Annotated in this window: 18 protein-coding genes; 16 read left to right on the plus strand and 2 right to left on the minus strand. The window is 34.7% G+C overall.

The features are described 5' to 3' along the window. From ACJG85_RS02870 to ACJG85_RS02940, 15 genes are all read left to right on the plus strand, one after another. Entirely contained in the window at positions 1 to 1,485 is a 1,485-nt protein-coding gene (locus tag ACJG85_RS02870; RefSeq protein WP_412476873.1) for a GH3 auxin-responsive promoter family protein, read from the plus strand. 112 nt (positions 1,486 to 1,597) lie between these two features. Beyond that, complete coding sequence (locus ACJG85_RS02875) at positions 1,598 to 2,482, plus strand: carboxypeptidase-like regulatory domain-containing protein (protein ID WP_412476874.1); 885 nt, start codon at positions 1,598 to 1,600, stop codon at positions 2,480 to 2,482. Next, positions 2,482 to 3,342, plus strand: coding sequence for a carboxypeptidase-like regulatory domain-containing protein (locus ACJG85_RS02880; RefSeq protein ID WP_412476875.1), 861 nt, complete (start codon positions 2,482 to 2,484; stop codon positions 3,340 to 3,342). Before ACJG85_RS02875 ends, ACJG85_RS02880 begins: the two co-directional genes overlap by 1 nt. Positions 3,343 to 3,383: 41 nt before the next feature. Next, positions 3,384 to 5,072 (plus strand): DUF6909 family protein, encoded by a 1,689-nt coding sequence (locus tag ACJG85_RS02885; protein ID WP_409675166.1) that lies wholly within the window; start codon positions 3,384 to 3,386, stop codon positions 5,070 to 5,072. Positions 5,073 to 5,078: 6 nt separating this feature from the next. Then, entirely contained in the window at positions 5,079 to 6,059 is a 981-nt protein-coding gene (locus ACJG85_RS02890) for a hypothetical protein (protein WP_412476876.1), read from the plus strand. A 3-nt stretch (positions 6,060 to 6,062) separates the two neighbouring features. After that, complete coding sequence (gene rfbA / locus ACJG85_RS02895) at positions 6,063 to 6,920, plus strand: glucose-1-phosphate thymidylyltransferase RfbA (RefSeq protein WP_412464793.1); 858 nt, start codon at positions 6,063 to 6,065, stop codon at positions 6,918 to 6,920. Continuing rightward, positions 6,920 to 7,471, plus strand: coding sequence for a dTDP-4-dehydrorhamnose 3,5-epimerase (rfbC, locus tag ACJG85_RS02900; RefSeq protein ID WP_409675175.1), 552 nt, complete (start codon positions 6,920 to 6,922; stop codon positions 7,469 to 7,471). Before rfbA ends, rfbC begins: the two co-directional genes overlap by 1 nt. Then, positions 7,465 to 8,316, plus strand: coding sequence for a dTDP-4-dehydrorhamnose reductase (gene rfbD, locus ACJG85_RS02905; protein WP_412476877.1), 852 nt, complete (start codon positions 7,465 to 7,467; stop codon positions 8,314 to 8,316). Before rfbC ends, rfbD begins: the two co-directional genes overlap by 7 nt. Position 8,317: 1 nt before the next feature. After that, on the plus strand, positions 8,318 to 9,277 hold the full coding sequence (locus ACJG85_RS02910) for a glycosyltransferase (RefSeq protein WP_412476878.1): 960 nt from the start codon (positions 8,318 to 8,320) through the stop codon (positions 9,275 to 9,277). Further along, on the plus strand, positions 9,264 to 11,771 hold the full coding sequence (locus ACJG85_RS02915) for a DUF6311 domain-containing protein (protein WP_412476879.1): 2,508 nt from the start codon (positions 9,264 to 9,266) through the stop codon (positions 11,769 to 11,771). Before ACJG85_RS02910 ends, ACJG85_RS02915 begins: the two co-directional genes overlap by 14 nt. Before the next feature lie 52 nt (positions 11,772 to 11,823). Beyond that, positions 11,824 to 12,354, plus strand: a complete 531-nt coding sequence (locus ACJG85_RS02920) for a hypothetical protein (RefSeq protein WP_412476880.1) — start codon at positions 11,824 to 11,826, stop codon at positions 12,352 to 12,354. 51 nt (positions 12,355 to 12,405) lie between these two features. After that, positions 12,406 to 13,071, plus strand: a complete 666-nt coding sequence (locus tag ACJG85_RS02925) for a class I SAM-dependent methyltransferase (RefSeq protein ID WP_412476881.1) — start codon at positions 12,406 to 12,408, stop codon at positions 13,069 to 13,071. A gap of 23 nt (positions 13,072 to 13,094) precedes the next feature. Next, entirely contained in the window at positions 13,095 to 14,369 is a 1,275-nt protein-coding gene (locus tag ACJG85_RS02930) for a flippase (RefSeq protein ID WP_412464800.1), read from the plus strand. Position 14,370: 1 nt separating this feature from the next. Further along, positions 14,371 to 15,183 (plus strand): glycosyltransferase family 2 protein, encoded by an 813-nt coding sequence (locus tag ACJG85_RS02935; protein ID WP_412464801.1) that lies wholly within the window; start codon positions 14,371 to 14,373, stop codon positions 15,181 to 15,183. Between the two features lie 37 nt (positions 15,184 to 15,220). After that, on the plus strand, positions 15,221 to 16,480 hold the full coding sequence (locus tag ACJG85_RS02940; protein WP_412464802.1) for an O-antigen ligase family protein: 1,260 nt from the start codon (positions 15,221 to 15,223) through the stop codon (positions 16,478 to 16,480). Here the strand turns inward: ACJG85_RS02940 and wecB are convergent. Continuing rightward, a complete protein-coding gene (gene wecB / locus ACJG85_RS02945) occupies positions 16,455 to 17,570 on the minus strand; it encodes a non-hydrolyzing UDP-N-acetylglucosamine 2-epimerase (protein ID WP_412464803.1) in 1,116 nt (371 codons plus the stop codon). The two genes, ACJG85_RS02940 and wecB, sit on opposite strands and share 26 nt — an antisense overlap. A gap of 74 nt (positions 17,571 to 17,644) precedes the next feature. On the opposite strand from wecB, the gene ACJG85_RS02950 reads away from it, so the two are divergent. Beyond that, positions 17,645 to 18,745: a glycosyltransferase family 4 protein gene (locus ACJG85_RS02950; protein ID WP_412476882.1), complete on the plus strand. Its 1,101-nt coding sequence runs from the start codon at positions 17,645 to 17,647 to the stop codon at positions 18,743 to 18,745. Between the two features lie 9 nt (positions 18,746 to 18,754). Here ACJG85_RS02950 and ACJG85_RS02955 read toward each other — a convergent pair whose 3' ends face one another. Next, positions 18,755 to 19,531, minus strand: a complete 777-nt coding sequence (locus ACJG85_RS02955) for a 2OG-Fe(II) oxygenase (protein WP_412476883.1) — start codon at positions 19,529 to 19,531, stop codon at positions 18,755 to 18,757. Positions 19,532 to 19,622 lie beyond the last annotated feature (91 nt).

The raw sequence follows: 19,622 nt of genomic DNA on the forward strand, positions 1-19,622 counted from the left end.
ATGTCCATCAAATCCTTTGCCGCCAAAATATTTGCCAAAAGTATCCATAAAAAAGTCCAAGCTTGGGCGTCTAAACCTGTAGAAACTCAAGAAAAAGTCTTTCGGGATTTAATTGCACAAGCCCAAAACACGCAGTTCGGAAAAGACCACGATTTTGCCAACATCAAAACCCATCAAGACTTTGCCGCCAAAGTTCCGATTCGGGATTATGAGCAACTTCGCCCTTATATAGACCGCGTTGTCAAAGGCGAAGAAGATATTCTCTGGAAAGGCAAACCCATTTATTTTGCCAAAACTTCGGGAACAACCTCGGGTGCGAAATATATTCCGCTCACCAAAGAGTCAATGCCATATCATATACAAGCCGCTCGAAATGCCATCTTAAGTTATATCCACGAAACCGGTAAAGCCGACTTTGTGAACGGCAAAATGATTTTTCTCCAAGGCAGCCCGATTTTAGAAGAAAAAAACGGGATTAAACTTGGTCGACTTTCAGGCATAGTGGCGCATTTTGTTCCGAAATACCTCCAAAAAAACCGCATGCCAAGCTGGGAAACCAATTGCATTGAAGATTGGGAAACTAAGGTCGAAGCCATAGTAGAAGAAACCTTTCACGAAAACTTGACCGTAATTTCAGGGATTCCGTCTTGGGTGCAAATGTATTTCGAAAAGTTACAGCAAAAGGGCAACAAGCCGGTTGGCGAGATTTTTAAAAATTTCAATTTGTTCATTTACGGCGGGGTAAATTACGAACCTTATCGTGCTAAATTCGAGAATTTAATCGGTCGGAAAGTCGATTCTATTGAACTTTTTCCGGCTTCGGAAGGCTTCTTTGCTTATCAAGATTCCCAAAAAGAAAAAGGGATGCTCCTGTTGCTCAACTCGGGTATCTTTTACGAATTTGTCAAAGCCGAAGAATTTTTCACCGAAAACCCGCGACGCTACACCATAGGCGAAGTCGAGCTTGACGTGAACTACGTTTTACTGCTTTCTACCAATGCCGGACTTTGGGCCTACAACATTGGCGATACCGTGCAGTTTACCAGTTTAAACCCCTATCGTGTCATCGTTTCCGGAAGAATCAAACATTATATTTCGGCCTTTGGCGAACACGTGATTGGTAAAGAAGTTGAAAGCGCACTACAAGAAGCCATGGAAGGCACCAAGGTTCGTGTGAATGAATTTACAGTAGCGCCGCAAATCACACCAAGGCAAGGTTTGCCATACCACGAATGGTTCATCGAGTTTGAAAACGAGCCGGAGAATCTGGAAGATTTTGCACTTAAAATCGACCAAGCCATGCGAAAACAAAACACCTATTACGACGACTTAATTGTGGGCAACGTGCTGCGAACCGTGGTGATTACCAAAGTGGCCAAAAACGGTTTCCAAGAGTACATGAAATCCATTGGCAAATTAGGTGGCCAGAACAAACTCCCACGCTTGGCCAACGACCGCAAGATAGCCGACTTTTTTTCCCAATAGGAGCGAAACGTTTGGGCTATTGCTAAACCCTATTCCTGCTACCAAAACTCGCTGTAACTGCGTTACGAGCTCAAACAATTTTGGCATCAGGGCTAAAAAACAAACTAAAGGCATGAAAAGAATCGGCTTACTTACTTTCTTAATTTTTAATGTGAACTTGGTTATTGGTCAAGTTAAAGGCGTTGTTGTAGACGAAAACAATAAACCAATTCCGTATGTGAACATTTGGGTTGAAAACGAAAATATCGGCACGACTTCTAACGACAATGGTTTTTTTATTATTAACGCTTCAGAAGGGAAAAGACTTGTTTTTTCGGCCGTTGGATTTGAATCCAAAATAATATCAATAAAAAATGAAGAAAAAGTTGTTTTAAAAACAGCTGTCTTCAAGTTGGATGAAATATTAATCATTAAAAGAAAGCAAGATAAAGAACTCGAAATTGGCAATGCCGAAAGGATACACCACCGACAGTTATCAGGAGACAAGCCTTGGATTTACGGTAAATTATTTCCTTACGATTCCGCGTATAATTCTACTCCGTATCTCAAAAAAATCATTTTTTATTCCGATTGTGATATCAAAGAAGCGAAAATCAAAATCAGGATTTTCGATTTCAACAACACCATACCAACTAATGATTTATTACCTGAAGATTTGATTGTAACGGTCAAAAGAGGTAAGCGCAAAAACACCATCGATATTGCTAAATACCATTTGAGATTTCCGGAAAAAGGGATTGTTATTGGATTGGAATGGATGATTATTGAAGAGAACCGACATGATTTTGTATACAAGGACACGAAGTCAAAAAAAACAGTAACTATGGAAAACTACCAACCTTCACTGGTTGTGAATTATTCCCAAGAAGCGCATTCTTTTAATTACTCACAAGGAAAATGGATTAGAAATAAAAAATTTGTAATAGAAAACAACAATGATAAACCATGGTTCAACACCGTTATGTTACCGGCCATAAATTTGATACTAACGAACTGATGAAAGCAATCTTATTTTTCATATTATTTTCATTTTCTCTTTCCGCTCAAAATACCCAAGGCGTGGTCAAAGACAGCCTTACCGGCCAACCCATTCCATATGCAAATATTTGGGTAGAGAACGAAAATGTGGCTACTACTTCGGAGGAAGACGGGACTTTTTCGATAGCCGTAGCCAATACTAAAAACTTAATTTTTTCGGCTTTAGGTTACGAAACAAAAACACTAAAAGCTGCTCAAGTCACGCAAGTATTCCTGAATCCGAAAGCCTTTGATTTGGATGAGGTAGTCATTTCCAACAGCATCGGAACCAAACAAAACGTAATCGGTTTAACCGAAAATACCGTGGCCCAAGCTTTTGACAACGGTCCGAGAATCGATGTGAAATTTTTTCCTTATTCATCGGAATACAAAAAAACACCTTACCTCAAAAGAGTTACCGTTTATACCGATAGCCGAATAGAGGACGCTACAGTTAAAATCCGCCTTTACAAAGTCGATACCAACGGCTATCCCGGTGACGAGTTATTGCAAAAACCTTTAATTGTTACAGTAAAAAACGGGACCAAAATCAACAAAATAGACTTGAGTGATTTTGGATTGGTAATGCCTAAAAACGGACTTTTTGTTGGTTTTGAAAAGCTCATGATTGAAAAAAACAGAAAGGAAAAAACCGTGATTAATCCTGTGACTAAGGTAGCCCAAACACAAAGAACTTATTATCCGTTAATGCTCTACAATTATGTAGAAAGAGATTTCTTATTCACGTTTTCGGGTGGTAAATGGAGTAAACAAACTGAGGCATCTTCGGGAAAAATTAAGGTTTACGAACCGGCAATTCATCTAACGCTGACCAATTAAAGACAAAAACCCTATCTTTGCGGGTTAGAAAAGATAAATTAATGAAAGAAATTAAGAACATTTCGCGCTCCAGAGCGCAAGAGTCCTCGGCAGCTATCGAGCGACTGTACATTACCATGAGACATTTATTTAACAGAGGTTTTTACAAACCGATGGGTGTTTCAGGAGACACTTTAAGAGAAGCTTTATTAGCGCTTCGCCCCGAAATTTACGGTAGTATAGCCGAAGAAAAAGTAGAATTGAACGGTCTGCTTTATGTTATTGAGAGACTTCCGATAGGCATTGAAGAATGTCGTTACATCAACTTGACTTCAGATGAAGGCTATTCTAAATCGCACTTCAAACCGATTATTCCGCCTAAGAGAAGAAGAAATTGCTATCGCATCGACGACGAGCAAATGAATGTGGAAATCACCCGCGGACGCTCTGACATTTATGATATTTTAACGCATTTGACTTTCATTTTCATCGAATCTCACAAGATCAAAGACCGAGTGTTGATTGATGATGAAGGCAGAATTTCACGCGATTGGCAAAAATTGGAACAAGCGGCTCTGCAAACCAAAAAGCTCAACCAAGTCGACAAAGAAAAGGCGATATCTCATGCAGCCAATGTCTTGGGAAGAACCTTTGCTGAAGTTTTAGATATTTATGATGCCTTTGGTAATGCCGAAAAACCCGACCGCTTTTTACACGTAATCTACTGGTTAGGAAAATTAGCCATAGAAGAAGTGTTGGATAACAACAAAAGAACCATTACGTTCAGTCCGATTTTGAGAGAGCGTTTAGGCCACCACATTCACGGCGAAATTTGGGCCAACAACATCAAAGAGGTTTTAAATCAGCATAATTTACTCGACAGACCCATTCATGTGATCAGTGCCAATATGCACTCGGTAATGAACTCTATTTTTGCTCAAGGGGTTTTGGGTTCAAAATACAAAGGCAAATCGGAATACCAGATTTATGAAGACCTGAGTGCTTCGGGCAACAAAGACTTGAGAAGTAAAGTAGAAGAGTTTGCCTTAAAACAAGGGATGATTTCTTTACCGGATACTTCGGGAACCAATATTGATGTACAAATTTTTGATACAGACAAAATAGATTGGTCCAAATCGGGCTTTCCGAAAGCTAAAATCAGCAAAGAAAAACCGGTTATTATTGTAATGGACTATGCTTTTGGAGAACAAGCTTATGAAACCATAGATGAGTTGTTGAAACCTTTTAAAAAAGGGAAAAACCATATTTTCTTAAATGTAGAATCGGTTTCTATTATGGGTAAAGCCGGTATTTTGCAAGGTGGAAAAGGCGACATCATGATTCCGAATGCGCACATCAACGAAGGAACAGCCGATAATTATCCATTTGAAAACGAATTGACCGCTAAGATGTTTGAAGGCAACGATATTCCTGTTTTTGCCGGTCCTATGGTTACGGTGTTAGGAACTTCATTGCAAAATAAAGACTTATTGAAGTTTTTCCACGAGTCTACTTGGGGTGCCATTGGTTTAGAAATGGAAGGCGCTTATTATCAAAAAGCGATTCAATCGGCGTCAAGAATACGTAAAAGCATTAATCCTAATGTTAAGGTTCGTTACGCTTACTACGCTTCGGATAACCCTTTGGAAACCGGAAGCACCTTAGCTTCGGGCGGATTGGGAACAACGGGAGTCAAACCGACTTACCTTATTACCATTAAAATATTGGAACAAATTTTTAACGTTAAATAAATTTTTATGAGTGCAACACCTCAAAACACCGATAATCAAGAAATCGATTTGTCTCAAATTTCCAAAAAAATTGGCGAATTTTTCGAAGGCATATCCGACAGAATTTTTAGAGTAATTTTATTCTTTAAAAGAAATATTATTTGGGTAGGAATACTTTTTGTTACAGGAGCCGGATTAGGGTTTTACTTAGACAAAACTTCAAAAGTTTACGTTCATCAAATCATTGTAACACCAAATTTTGGTTCAACAGATTATTTGTACGCTAAAGTAGATTTGATAAATTCAAAAATTAATAATGGCGATACATTGTTTTTGAAAGAGGTTATTGGTATTGAGACCCCTAAAAAAGTAAAAGCGATAAAAATTGAACCTATCATAGATGCTTACAAGTTTATTGATAATAAACCTCAAAATTTCGAATTAATTAAATTGATGGCAGAGGATGGAGACTTAGAAAAAATACTTAAAGATGAATTAACCAGTAAAAACTATCCATATCATTCCGTTTCTTTTGTAACCGATGGAGAGACAACAATTGATAAATCAGTTACGCCGTTACTTAATTACCTCAATAACTCAGAGTTTTATAAAAATCTTCAGAAAGAATATTTGAATAATGTGAAAGAAAAAATGGTTAAAAATGACTCTATTATCAATCAAATTAACACTTTTCTGAATACTTTTTCCAGCTCTATTAATAGTTCATCAAAGAGCGATAAGTTAGTTTATTACAATGAGAATTCGCAGTTGAATGAAGTTATTAAAACAAAAGACGCTCTAACTTCGGAACAAGGAAACCATAGGTTGGAATTAGTAAGTATGGACAGAATCATAAAGGACATAAGCACTACGATAAACGTTAAGAGTAAATCATTAATAAATGGAAAATTAAAATTTTTATTACCATTATTTTTTATTATGTTATTTATAGCTGCACGTGTCTTCAGGTCTTTTTATAGATATAATATGCTTAAAATTAACAAATAGTTTATGAAAGGAATTATTTTAGCCGGTGGTTCCGGGACGCGATTGCATCCTTTAACGTTGGCCGTCAGCAAACAATTGATGCCGATATACGACAAGCCAATGATTTATTATCCGTTATCTACTTTAATGTGGTCGGGCATCAGAGAGATTCTAATTATATCAACACCTCACGATTTGCCGTTGTTCCAACAGTTGTTAGGAGACGGAAGTAGTTTAGGTTGTCGATTTGAATATGCTGTTCAAGAAAATCCGAACGGATTAGCCGAAGCGTTTATCATTGGAAAAGATTTTATAGGAAACGATAAAGTAGCCTTAATATTAGGGGATAACATTTTCTACGGAACCGGATTGTCTGACTTGCTTTTGGCCAATAACAATCCGGACGGCGGTGTTATTTATGCCTATCATGTTCACGACCCTGAGCGCTATGGAGTGGTTGATTTTGATGAAAACGGCAAGGTGCTTTCTATAGAGGAAAAGCCGGAAAAGCCTAAATCTAATTACGCTGTTCCAGGCATTTATTTTTATGATAATGAGGTTGTAGAAATTGCCGCCAACATCAAACCAAGTCACAGAGGAGAATTGGAAATCACCGATGTTAATAAAGAATATCTCAATAAAGGAAAACTAAAAGTCAGCATTCTTGACAGAGGTACTGCATGGTTGGATACCGGAACTTTTAATTCTTTGATGCAAGCCGGTCAGTTTGTTCAGGTAATTGAAGAGCGACAAGGACTAAAAATCGGGGCTATTGAAGAAGCCGCTTACAAAATGGGCTTTATCGATGCTGAACAATTGAAAAAATTAGCGCAACCGTTGTTAAAAAGCGGTTACGGTACTCATTTACTAAGTTTGATTTAATGCATTTCATACCTACAAAGCTGGAAGGTTGTTTTATACTCGAGCCTAAAGTTATTTTAGACGAGCGAGGCTATTTCATGGAAAGTTTTAACGAACAAACGTTTCAAAAGGGCATTGGTCAACACGTTCATTTTGTACAAGACAACCAATCGTATTCTTCCAAAGGTGTTTTACGAGGACTACATTACCAAAGTGGAGAACACGCTCAAGCCAAATTGGTTAGGGTTTTACAAGGAGAAGTATTGGATGTAGCGGTGGACATCAGACCTGATTCGCCCACTTACGGGCAGTATGAAGCGGTCATTTTATCGGGAGAAAACCAACGTCAGTTTTTTGTGCCTCGTGGTTTTGCTCACGGGTTTTTGGTGTTGAGTGATACGGCCACCTTTTTTTACAAATGTGATAACTTTTACAACAAAGAAAGCGAGGGCGGAGTGCTTTTTAATGACCCGACAATTGGTATCGATTGGGGTTTTCCCTCACGAGAAATGATTATTTCCGAAAAAGATAGAATCCAGCCTTTGCTGCAAAATGCCAAAAAAGTATGGTAGTATTGGTTACAGGAAGTTCGGGACAACTAGGGCAAAGTTTGCAATTTATTGCGACAAACCATAAAGCCATACAATTCGTTTTTTGTGCTTCTGCCGACTTAGATATTACCAATTTCAAGCAATGTCAGACCGTTTTCAAAAAATACCAACCCAACTATTGTATTAATGCTGCGGCACATACTGCGGTTGATAAAGCTGAAACGGAGCCGGAAAAAGCCTATGCGATTAATGTAACAGGGGCTAAAAATATTGCAGAAGTTTGTAAAGCCAACAATACGGTTTTACTCCACATTTCAACCGATTTTGTTTTTGACGGCACAAAAAGCACACCTTATAATGAATCAGACCTTCCCAATCCAACCGGAGTGTATGGTAAAACTAAACTTGAAGGAGAATTGGCGGTGAAGCAAACTTGGGATAAATATTATATAGTGAGAACCTCCTGGGTGTATTCGCCATTCGGGCATAACTTTATGAAAACCATGTTGCGATTGGCTTCGGAAAGAGACAGCATATCGGTAGTAAATGACCAAATTGGCACACCAACCCATGCAGTTGATTTGGCGAATGCTTTAGTTCAAATTATTTTAACCGACAACCGACAACCAACAACCAACAACTTTGGCATTTATAACTATAGCAACGAAGGACAATGCAGCTGGTATGATTTTGCCAAAGAGATATTCAGAGTTAACAATATTTCGATAAATTTACAACCTATTCCTACTTCAAGTTTTCCAACACCGGCTCAAAGACCGAAATACAGTGTATTGAATAAAACCAAAATTAAAGCAGTTTTTGGAGTAGAGATAAAGAATTGGAAAGAAAGTTTAAGTAATTACTAACGTGAGCCAAGTCAAAAAGATCTATTGTGTTGTCCCGGTTTATAACGATTGGGAGAGTTTGGCTATCTTGACAGCTAATTTAAAAAAGCTACAGGAGAGTCAAACCGGTTCTTGCCAATTCCTCATGATTGTGGTTAATGACGGCTCGAATGAAGAACGCCAGATTACGAAACCAAGTTTACCAACAACTATTTTAAACCTCAAAGTGAATGTTGGTCATCAGAGGGCTATTGCGGTCGGATTGCAATATGTTTACAACGAAATTGACAATGTTGATTATGTGGTAGTTCTTGACAGTGATGGTGAAGATCGACCTGAAGATATACCAACGTTGTTGGAAAAAGCTAAAACAGAAAGTCAACGAAAAATTATTTTTGCCCAGCGCAACAAAAGACAGGAATCAACCCTTTTCAAAATAGGCTATTATTTTTACAAATCGCTGTTTCATTATCTGACGGATCAAAAAATAAGTTTTGGAAATTTCAGCGTTATTCCGATTGGGCTTTTAGGAAAAGTTGTCCACCAAAACAATATTTGGAACCACTATTCGGGAGGTATTATACAGTCGAAAATACCATACGATATGGTTTTGCTCGATAGGGGTAAGCGGTATAAAGGTGTTTCAAAAATGAACTTCAATAGCTTGATTATTCATGGATTGAGTTCAATTTCGGTTTACTTTGACCAAATTTCCATCAAAATATTAAGACTTTCGCTGATTGGGATTGTTTTGTGCTTTTTATCGGTAATGTATATTTTGGGCGAAAAATTATTTACCAATTATGCCATTCCGGGTTGGGCATCAAGTCTTATTTTAATTATTTCAGGCATCATTTTACAATTATTTTCGGTTACATTAATTGTGTTGTTATTGCAATTGAGTTCAAGAAAGAACATCAGTGCGCCGAATTCAAAAATATATTTAGATTTTATAGAAAGTATTAATGATGAAAAAATTTGAGAATTTTGAAAAGATAAGTGTTTATTTTCTATCGCTGATTATAATCGTTATTGGTTTTCAAATATGTTATGGTTTTGAAATAGTTAATCCGAGAAATATTAACTGGTTGATGTCCGCTTACCATGACTGGGGACAACATTATTTAGGCTGGGCTTATTTTAGAAGTGAACCATGGCAATTTCCTTTGGGTCACATTAGTAATTTTAATTATCCGGTTGGAGCTACAGTTGGCTACACAGATTCCATTCCGTTGTTAGCACTTTTTTTTAAATTATTTTCTTTTTTATTATCCGAGCCTTTCCAATATTTAGGCCTCTGGCTTTTAATCTGTCATTTATTGATGGGGTTTTACACCATTAAAATTCTTGAGTTATTCAACATAAAAATTGCTTACATCTTGATTGCAGTTTTTTTTGTAGCACTCAATCCAATGTTATTATTTAGAGGACTTCATCCTGCTCTTTGTGGACATTGGTTAATATTGGCTTCTTTATACTATTATTTGAGTAAAGCTACTTCTGAAAACGTTAAAAGTCTCAATATTAAACAGATAATTATTTTGGTTTTAAGCGCCTTGATTAATCCGTATTTTATTGTATTGGTGGCGGGATTTAATTTAATACTTCCATTTAAGAATTATTTTTATGACAAATTAATAAGCTTTAAACAAGCTTTCTTTTATTTTTCAGCGGCATTATTATTGGTTTTATTTGCTTGGTTTTTAACCGGGATGATAAGTTTTCAAAATGATGTCAATATGCAGGTTGTTGGTAGTTATGGAATGTATGGCGCAAATTTGAATGCCTTTATTAATTCTAGTGGATTTTCGAGTTTTCTGCCTGAAATGCCATATGCAAGACCGCAACAGTATGAAGGCTATGCATATTTAGGCTTAGGGATGATGGTTTTGTTTTTGACTTCGGTAACGTATGTAATAGCGAATTATTTTTTAAAGAAGAATATTTTAAAAAATAGAACACTGCTTCCACTTTTTATCTTAGCTTTTTTCATTACTCTTTTTGCGATTACACATTTGGTTACTTATAATGACAAGACCCTTTTTGAGATTCCGGTTTTAGATATTATTAAAAAAGTTGGAGGTGTTTTTAGGGCTTCAGGACGATTTATTTGGCTTGTTTATTATTTAATTTTTTTCTTTTCAATTATTGTTTTTATTAAAATTAAAGTGTCAGATACTATAAAATTGCCGGTATTTGCTTTATTACTTGCATTTCAGATCTATGATACCAAACCAATGATGTTGTTTCGAGATTTACCCTTGGGTAATTATGAAATAAAAAAGATATCAGAGAAGAAATGGACATTGATTACTTCAAAATTTAAACGTATAATTTCCTATCCTCCATTTGAAAACAATTTGTCCTACCAATTAGATTATCAGGATTTTTGTTTTATTGCGCTAAAAAATAAAATTCCGATTACCAGTGGATATGTAGCGAGAGAAAGTGGTGATTTGAATAAAAAATTCAAAGATTCCTTGAAAATGGATCTGGATGTAGCAATTATTGAAGACAATGATTTGTTTATAACAACGTCAAAATACCTTGAAGATTTTAATAGTTTGTTGCTCAAAAAGAAAGTGCATTTAAGATATTTAGATGGGTTTTATTATTTATATTCAACAAAAAGTAAAAATAAAGTCACATTGAAACCAACAAGAGAAGAGACTAATAAAATAGACTCTGTATATAAAGAAATTAAGGGCTCAAATAAAATTTCAATAATCACTAGACCTAGTTTTCTAAAGGATAAGATTGCCTATAATGTGGAAACCAATAATTTTAATAATGGAGTGCTTCAATTAAAAGGTTGGGCTTATCTTGCAAACACAACAGACAATAAGTATGATTCCATATACTTAGTTTTAACCAATAAAGAAAAAACAATTATTAGCAAAACGAAATCATTCCTCAGAGAAGATGTTACCGCTGCCTATAAAAAGGGAAATGTTGATAATTCGGGGTTTTCTGCTAGGTTGTTTACAGACGGATTAAGTGGAAAAAACTACAATATTGCCATTGGGATAAAAGATAAAAACAACGTTTGGACTTACCAGATATTGGATCAAATTCCAACAATAAACTTAGATAAACAAACGCCACCAAAATTGATTGATCAACTTCCGGTTTCAACATCGAAAACCATCGGGAACATCGATCAAAGTGAAGTGCAATCAGGAAATGTTTTTATAAGCGGATGGGCAACAATTGAAAATGGAGACACTACAAATTCCAGTCATAAAATATATTTAATAAACGGAAGAATAATCTATGAGATGGAAACCGAAAAGGTCAATAGACAAGATGTAACGAATTCCTATAAAGGGAAGTTTAAGTACACAGAATCCGGTTTCAAACTGACTGTAAGCAAAACACATTTTAAACCAGGAAAATACACTATAGCTGTGTTGTTTACGGATAAGGATAATATCAAAGGGTTATTTACTTATAGCAAAAAAATAAATATTCCCTAAGACTAAGTTTTTTTAATAAGTTATCTATATTTGCACAAATAATTATGTAAAAATGAAGCAATTTTTTTTCTCCGGAGTACTGGTTTTACTAGTTTCTTTAACATCTTGTAAGAATGATAAGGCGATTGAAACGCCAAAGGTTGAAGAAGACAAATCTTTTAATGTTATCTTGGATTTAGTTGTTCAAAAAGATGATAATTTTCAAATTTATTACAACGAGGACGGAAGTGATTTATATCCTGCAGATAAATATGTTGATGTTGCGGTAAAAGGGAAAAATGAGCCACAAGAAGTAATTTTTAAATTACCTGAAGACGCTGCTCCCTCTTCTTTACGATTTGATTTAGGAGGAAATAAGGAACAAAGAGAAGTGAAGATTTTAAATTTCAGAATGAAATATTTTGATAAAAAATTTGAAGCCAAAGACACTTTATTTATTTACTACTTTGGGAATAACAACCAAGTTGAATATATCAGGGACAAGGCAATTGCGAAGCCTAAACCTATAGAAGGCGAACCATACGATCCGATATTTACAGCAACGGAATCACTTAAGGCTGAAATAAGCAAAATGATAAAATAATGAAAGGGAAGTGTAAAAACTTCCTTTTTTCTTTTAAAATAAACCAGTAATATGAATTACGACAAAAAAGCCTCAGATTATTATTCCAACATCAGAAAAGACATTGTTGGTTTGATAGATTCTAATCTTAAAGGAATTAAGGTTCTAGAAGTTGGAGCGGCCTATGGAGCAACACTTGATTATTTAAAACAAAAGGGCATTGCAACCGAAACTGTTGGAATTGATCTTTTTGAAGACACTAAGAATAAGCAAAACTACAAGTCAACAGACAGGTTTATTTTTGGAAATATTGAAAACTTGGAACTGTCGGAATTCGACAATTATTTTGACATCATCTTACTTCCGGATGTATTGGAGCATTTGATAGAACCAAAAAGCGCGTTAAAAAAACTAAAGAAATGTCTCAAAAACGACGGGAATATGATTGTGAGTATGCCCAATATTCGCCATTATTCTGCCTTCAAACAAATTTTCTTAAAAGGAGATTTCAGATACGAAGAAAGTGGAATTTTTGATTACACACACATGCGTTTTTACTGCAGAAAAAACATTCAGGAGCTTTTGGAGACTTCGGGATTTAAAGTAGTAAAACAAGAAAGCTCAATCAAAAACTTTAAAGGAAAATCATTTACAAAGGCAATAAATTTGATTACTTTTGGAATATTTGAAGAATTTTTTAGTTACCAATATTTTTTTGTGGTTAGCAAACAGCACTAAAAATTCTTTGTAATATCCTCAAAATGATCCAACTAAACAGTAATTTCAAAAAAATAATTTCATCCTCAGGAGTAAATTTTATTTTTAGAATTTTTGGACTGGGAACCTCATTCCTAACATCTGTTTTAATTACCCGTATGTTTGGAGTGGCGACTTTTGGAAACTTTTCTTTAGTTTTTGCGCTGTCACAATTGATTGCTATTTTTTTTACTTTGGGAATTCCCAATACGCTGATAAAGATTATAGGCAATCATAATTTTAACTTTCTTCAAGCTAAAAGACTATTGATCAAAGGATTAAAAGGCTCATTGCTCTTTTCGGTGATACCGGTCTTGTTTTTTTATTTCGGAAAAGATTTCTTGTCTGAAACGGTGTTCCATAACACTGAACTAATCAACTATTTTTTGATTGCAGCCCTTTCAATACCGTTGTTTATTGTGCATGAAATCTTCCTTTATTTTTTGATTGCCACTAAAAATTTCATGAAATTTAATCTTTTCATGTTTGTAATTCCCAACCTGTTGCTGATAGCATTTCTTTATCTATTTTTTTACACAGGTCAAGACAATCACTTCTCATTTCTGGCTTTTGCCGTTGCCATATTTTTAACTGTTTTATTCGAAGCACTGACGATTTTTGAATTAAATCCCCAAAAAGAAACCATCTCCATTTCAACGGTAGCATTAATCAAAACCGCCACGCCGCTACTTTTTAGTGGGTTGTTTATGTATTTACTAAATTATACCAACGTAATTTTGTTGGGTATAATGACAAATGATGAGCAGGTTGGTATTTATAATATCGCTTATAAAATCGGTAGTGTTGGCTTTTTGGTAATCGTATCGGTTAGCACGATAATCACACCGAGAATGGCAGAGCTTTATGGTCAAAATGATTTGATTCAATTAAAAAAACTTACCCACAATGCAACCCGACTTATAGCCGTTTTATCGATTCCGATTGTTTTGGGCTTAATTGTATTCAGCGACTATATTTTATCTTATTGGGGAACCGAAGTAATTGCCGGCGGAACTACTATGATTATTGTTTCGATAGGCGTGCTTTTTAGTGCAATGGCCGGTAATGTAGACCAAATATTAAACATGACAGAGAATCAAAAAGTACTTAGAAATATTACGATTTTCAGTTTCTTTTTCAATTTGGTTTTAAGTTATCTTTTAATACCGAAATATGGAATAGAGGGTGCAGCCTTAGCCAGTTTATTTACCAATGTTTTGATTAACCTGCTTTGTCTTTATTATATAAAAAAGAAATTGGGATTTTATACTTTATTCTAGAATGGAAAAAGAATTATCGGTCATCATTGTCAATTATAATGGGGCAAAATTTTTTAAAGATTGCTTGGATTCCTTGTACCGAAATTTAACAGGAATCAACTTTGAAATAATAGTTCTCGATAACAATTCAAGGGATAACAGTTGTGATTATCTTAAATCCAATTTCCCCGAAGTCAAACTAATAGCTTCAGCTCTTAACTATGGCTTTGGCAAAGGGAATAACGAGGCGGTTAAACAAGCCAAAGGAGAATATTTATTACTAATTAACAATGACACCATCGTTTTAGACCAACTTCTCCCGGTGCTTGAGTATTTAAAATTTGATAAAAGTATTGGTGTAGTGGGCATAAATATGTTGAATGGTGATAAAAAGTATCTACCCGCGGCAGGCAATTTCCCTTCGGTTTCTAATATGTTTTTGATGAAAAGGCTACTTCAAATCAGTGATGAATTTATTCAAGGGAAATTTACGAAAAGCGCTTATGAGGTAGATTGGCTTGGCGGTTCATTTTTAATGTTACCCAAAAGTATTTACAATCAAATAGGCGGTTTTGACGAAGATTATTTCCTATATGTTGAAGATGTTGATTTTTGTAAAAAAATTGCAGATATAGGCTATAAACGAGTTTTTCTTCCGTGTTATAGTTACATTCACTATGTTGGATTTACTAGGGCTAAAAATCCAATGTTAATCAGAGGCTATGAAATTTACCTCTCAAAACATTACAGCGGTATTGAAAAAAGTTTGATATTGTTGGCACTAAAGATTAATAAGTTGGTAAAAAAAATTAAAAAAGTACTCGCCAGTGAGTAATTGCATTAATTTTGACAACCTTTAAGGAAGTTTACTAATGAAGATTCAAAAAGAAAAGTTTTATACCATACTGTTTGTCTTGGTGATTTTTTCGCAGTTGTATGTGTCTTCATTTCGATTTAACACCTTTTTACAACTGGCGGTATTGTTTTTTTATTTACTATTCGAAAGGATTGTCTTCTCCAAATCGTTTTTGAACCAACTTAAGCCTATGCTCTATATTTTCTTTTTAGGGTTTATTGGGATTCTCTTTAATAAGTATGGTTTAGTAAGTATTTTAAAAGATATTTTTCATATCATCAAACCTATTTTAGGGTGTTTGATAGGTTACTTTTTTTTCAAAAAAATAAATAATTTCAAACAGTTTGTTAAGATTATTGTCCTTTGCGGTTTTGTTTCGGCAGTGATACATTTTTTAGTGCTTTTTACTATTTCTGATTTGTTTTCTGGTTCAGTTTCCTCAATTCGAGAATACGGTAGGGACAACTTTTTAGAATTGTTTGCTTTGATTTTTTTAATTTTTTATAAAAAATACCAAGGGGAAAGGCTTTTTGACTCTCAGTCAAAACACCGTTTAATAGCAGGCATTTTGGCAGCCTCAAATTTTCTTTATTTGTCCAGAACAATGATTGGTGTCTTTGTCATTTTATTGCTTTCTGTTTATGGTTATACTGTAATCACCAAGAAAGGTTTGAGAATTATAGGGATGCTTTTTTTAAGTGTGATTTTGCTATATGTTTATTTGTATTCCGTTAAAGTACAAAGAGCTAAAGAAGGGTTTGAGGCTTTTTTATACAAAGTAAAAATGGCACCGGCAGAAATTTTTGTAACTAAAATTGACAGAGAAGATCACAAAGACCTTTGGGATCATTGGCGAGGTTATGAAGCCAAAAGGGCTATTGCCTTAATGAATGAAAACCCCGAAAGTTATCTAATAGGTTGTGGTTATGGGTCATTAGTGAATCTTAAATTTTTTGCTCCATTGACCGATAATTACAATGATAAGGGGATGAAATACATATCAGAACTTCACAACGGGTATATTTATTTATTATACAAAGTTGGTTTTTTAGGGCTTTTAATTTATTTGGCATTGTTGCTCAATTGGTACAAAATCATCTACTTGGAGAAAAACTTTTTCACAATTTTCATTTCAGCCATTGGGTTGGTTTATCTTTTCACCACTTTAACCATTACCGGAATTTACAATTCTAGAGATATTATTATATTTATACTCGGAGCATTGTTTTATTTTAGGTCAGCGAGCCAAACTAAGCCTCCAGTAGTATCTGTCTAATTTGTTGGCTTGTGGTTCCATCACCATAAGGATTAGAAGCATTGGACATAGTGGCATAATAATCTTTATTTTGAATAAGCTTCAGGGTTTCATTAACAATTTTTGTTTTATCAGAACCCACTAATATTGCTGTTCCCGACGCAATGCCTTCAGTACGTTCAGTAACAGTTCTCATCACTAATACTGGTTTTGCCAAGCTTGGGGCTTCTTCTTGAATACCCCCGGAGTCTGTTAGTATAATATTGCTTTTATTCATCATCCAAATTAAATCCGGATAATCAAGAGGAGGGATTAATTTGATATTTTCCGCTATTAATTTTTGATGGGCTATCTCTTTAATATTTGGATTTAAGTGCACAGGATATACAATTTCTACTTGTTCTTTTTGTGATGAAGCAATTTCTAATAATGCTTCACAAATTTCTTCAAAAGGTTTGCCAAAATTTTCTCTGCGATGACAAGTAACTAATATGATTTTTTTTGAAAAATCAATTCCACAATACTTTAAATGTAGCATTTCCTCTCCCGACTTCTTAATTTTTTTTAATCCTTCCAAAAGAGCATCAATAACAGTATTGCCAACCACAAACACATTTTTTTTAATATTCTCTCGCATCAGGTTTTGTTTGGATATTTCAGTTGGGCAAAAATGAAAAGCAGCTATTTTTGAGGTTAAAACCCTATTCATTTCTTCGGGAAAAGGAGAAAGCATGTCACCGCTTCTTAACCCCGCTTCTATATGAACTACTTCTATTTTTTGATAAAATGCTGCCAAAGCAGATGCCAAAACAGTAGTGGTGTCTCCTTGTACAAAAACGTAATCAAAATGTTCCTTCTGAAGAATTTCATTTGTAATTCTTGTAATCAAATCTGAAGTAAGTTGATGAAGCGACTGGTTGGGCTTCATGATGTTCAAATCGTAATCCACTTTGATTTCGAAAAAAGACAAAACCTGATCGAGCATTTCACGATGTTGTGCTGTCACACCAACCTTGACTACAAAATTTTTGTCTGAAGAAAAACTTGAAATTAATGGAGCCATTTTAATCGCCTCAGGACGAGTTCCAAAAAGGAATAGCACTTTTTTCATTTACTATTTTTTATGTTTTGAAGGAATGTAAAACTACTAATAAAAACTATATTTGCAACTATCAATCACAGTATATGAAAGTTTTATTTCAAACAAGGACCAATCTGTTCGATGCGCCCGGAGGAGATTTAATCCAAATGTTGAAAACAAAAGAGTTTCTTGAAAAAAAAGGAGTGCAGGTAGATATTTCTCTTGAATTTGAACCGAATTTAGAGCCTTACGATTTTGTTCATCTTTTCAATTTGATGGATCCCGAAGACATCTATTTGCAAATGCGAAATGCAAAAAAACAAAACAAGAAAATTGTACTTTCAACCATTTATGGTCTATACACAGAATTTGAAAGAAAGGCACGTGGAGGTCTTTTTCAAAAATTAGCAAACTTTTTATCTCCCTATCAAATTAATTATATCAAGATTTTTGTTAAGCATTTCAAAGAAAAAAGAATGCACAAAGGTGTTTATGAAATGCTTTTGAAAGGAAATTATAAAATAACCAAAGAAATTGTTGACAACACAGCTGTTTTTTTGCCCAATTCGGTTTCAGAGATGAATCGCGTTGCCAAAGAATACCATTTAAACGAATACAAGTTTGTAAGTGTACCCAACGCAGTAGACAAAGCCATATTTTTTGATGACCAGGAATCAACGGAGGTCAATCCTTTCGAGAAATTTAGAGGTTGTATTGTTTGTGCAGCCAGAATAGAAGGAAGAAAGTCAACCTTAAACTTGGTTCGAGCTGTTAAAAATTCGAATTACAAATTGATTTTAGTGGGTAAAGAATCAGTTAATCAAGCAAAATATGTTGAGCAAGTACGCCGAGAGGCCGGAGAAAATGTTTATTTCTTGGGAACAATTCCTCATGAGGAACTAAAAAATTTATACAAAGTTGCCAAAGTACACGCCTTAGTCAGTTGGATGGAAACCCCTGGATTGTCTTCGCTTGAAGCGGCGGCCATGGGATGCAATATTGTAGTTACCAAAAAAGGAGATACTGTAGATTATTTCGAAGACTATGCTTTTTACTGTGAACCAGATGATGTAGCATCCATCAGAAAAGCTTTAGATTTGGCCTACAATGCTCCGGTTAACCCAAAATTAAAACAAAAAATCTTGGAACAATACACTTGGGAAAAAACAGCTGAAGAGACTATTAAAGGCTACAATTTACTCTAAATATCAGAATTACTGATTTTTAGCCGTTGCGCTTCCAAAAAATTTATTCTTAGTTTTTACTAAAAAGTTGTAATTTTTCGCAAATTGCTTTTTCAAGAACGAAGCGTCCTCTTTTGGAAACCAATCTGTTGTTCTCGGAGATTCAATCAAACGTTCGTGAATTTGGTAAGCATAAGTAGCAATAGAGGTTCTGTAACACCCATCAGGAAAATTAGTCATGTCATACCCGTGTAAAGTGTAAGGCGCACATTGTTGGATAATTAATCGGTTAAATGGTACCGCTAATTCTACTTCTTCGTTGGTTCGCAAATCTTTTATTTTCAAATGCCCTTTGTATTCAGGCTTCCAATCTTTGTTCAAGTAAAGCAAAAGATTTAATTCACGGTACCAATTTTTATTAAGAGGGTGATAATTAAAATCCAAATGCATATCCAAAAAACTATTTTTTTTCCCTTGATGAAGTCCTCCACCAAAATTTTTAGGATCTACAAACGTTTTTTTGGCAGTTATAAAAGCAAGAATATTATTAAATCGCTCTGAAGATAAATCATTGTATAATGCTAAAAATTCAGGGCAAATTTCTTTGTAATTTGACTTTTCAAATTTATTGTTAGCAAAAGAATAATCACGACTTTTGTTATTTAACTCAGGAACAGCGTCATAGGCTTTAGATAATTTTTCCTCATCACAAAAACCATCAATTATCAAATGAGGGAAAGGTTGGGCCGTTAAATATTGGATACGTAACGCTTCTAAATTATTTTCAAGCTTTTCAAAGTTAATCATAACAAGGATTTTTAATTGATTAACAAAAGTAGAAATTAAAGTTTAAAATCAACATGATAAAAATCATTATCGACAATTATTTTAATAGAAA

Source organism: Flavobacterium mekongense, from assembly GCF_047038255.1.
In the GTDB taxonomy this organism is placed as follows: Bacteria; Bacteroidota; Bacteroidia; order Flavobacteriales; family Flavobacteriaceae; genus Flavobacterium; species Flavobacterium mekongense.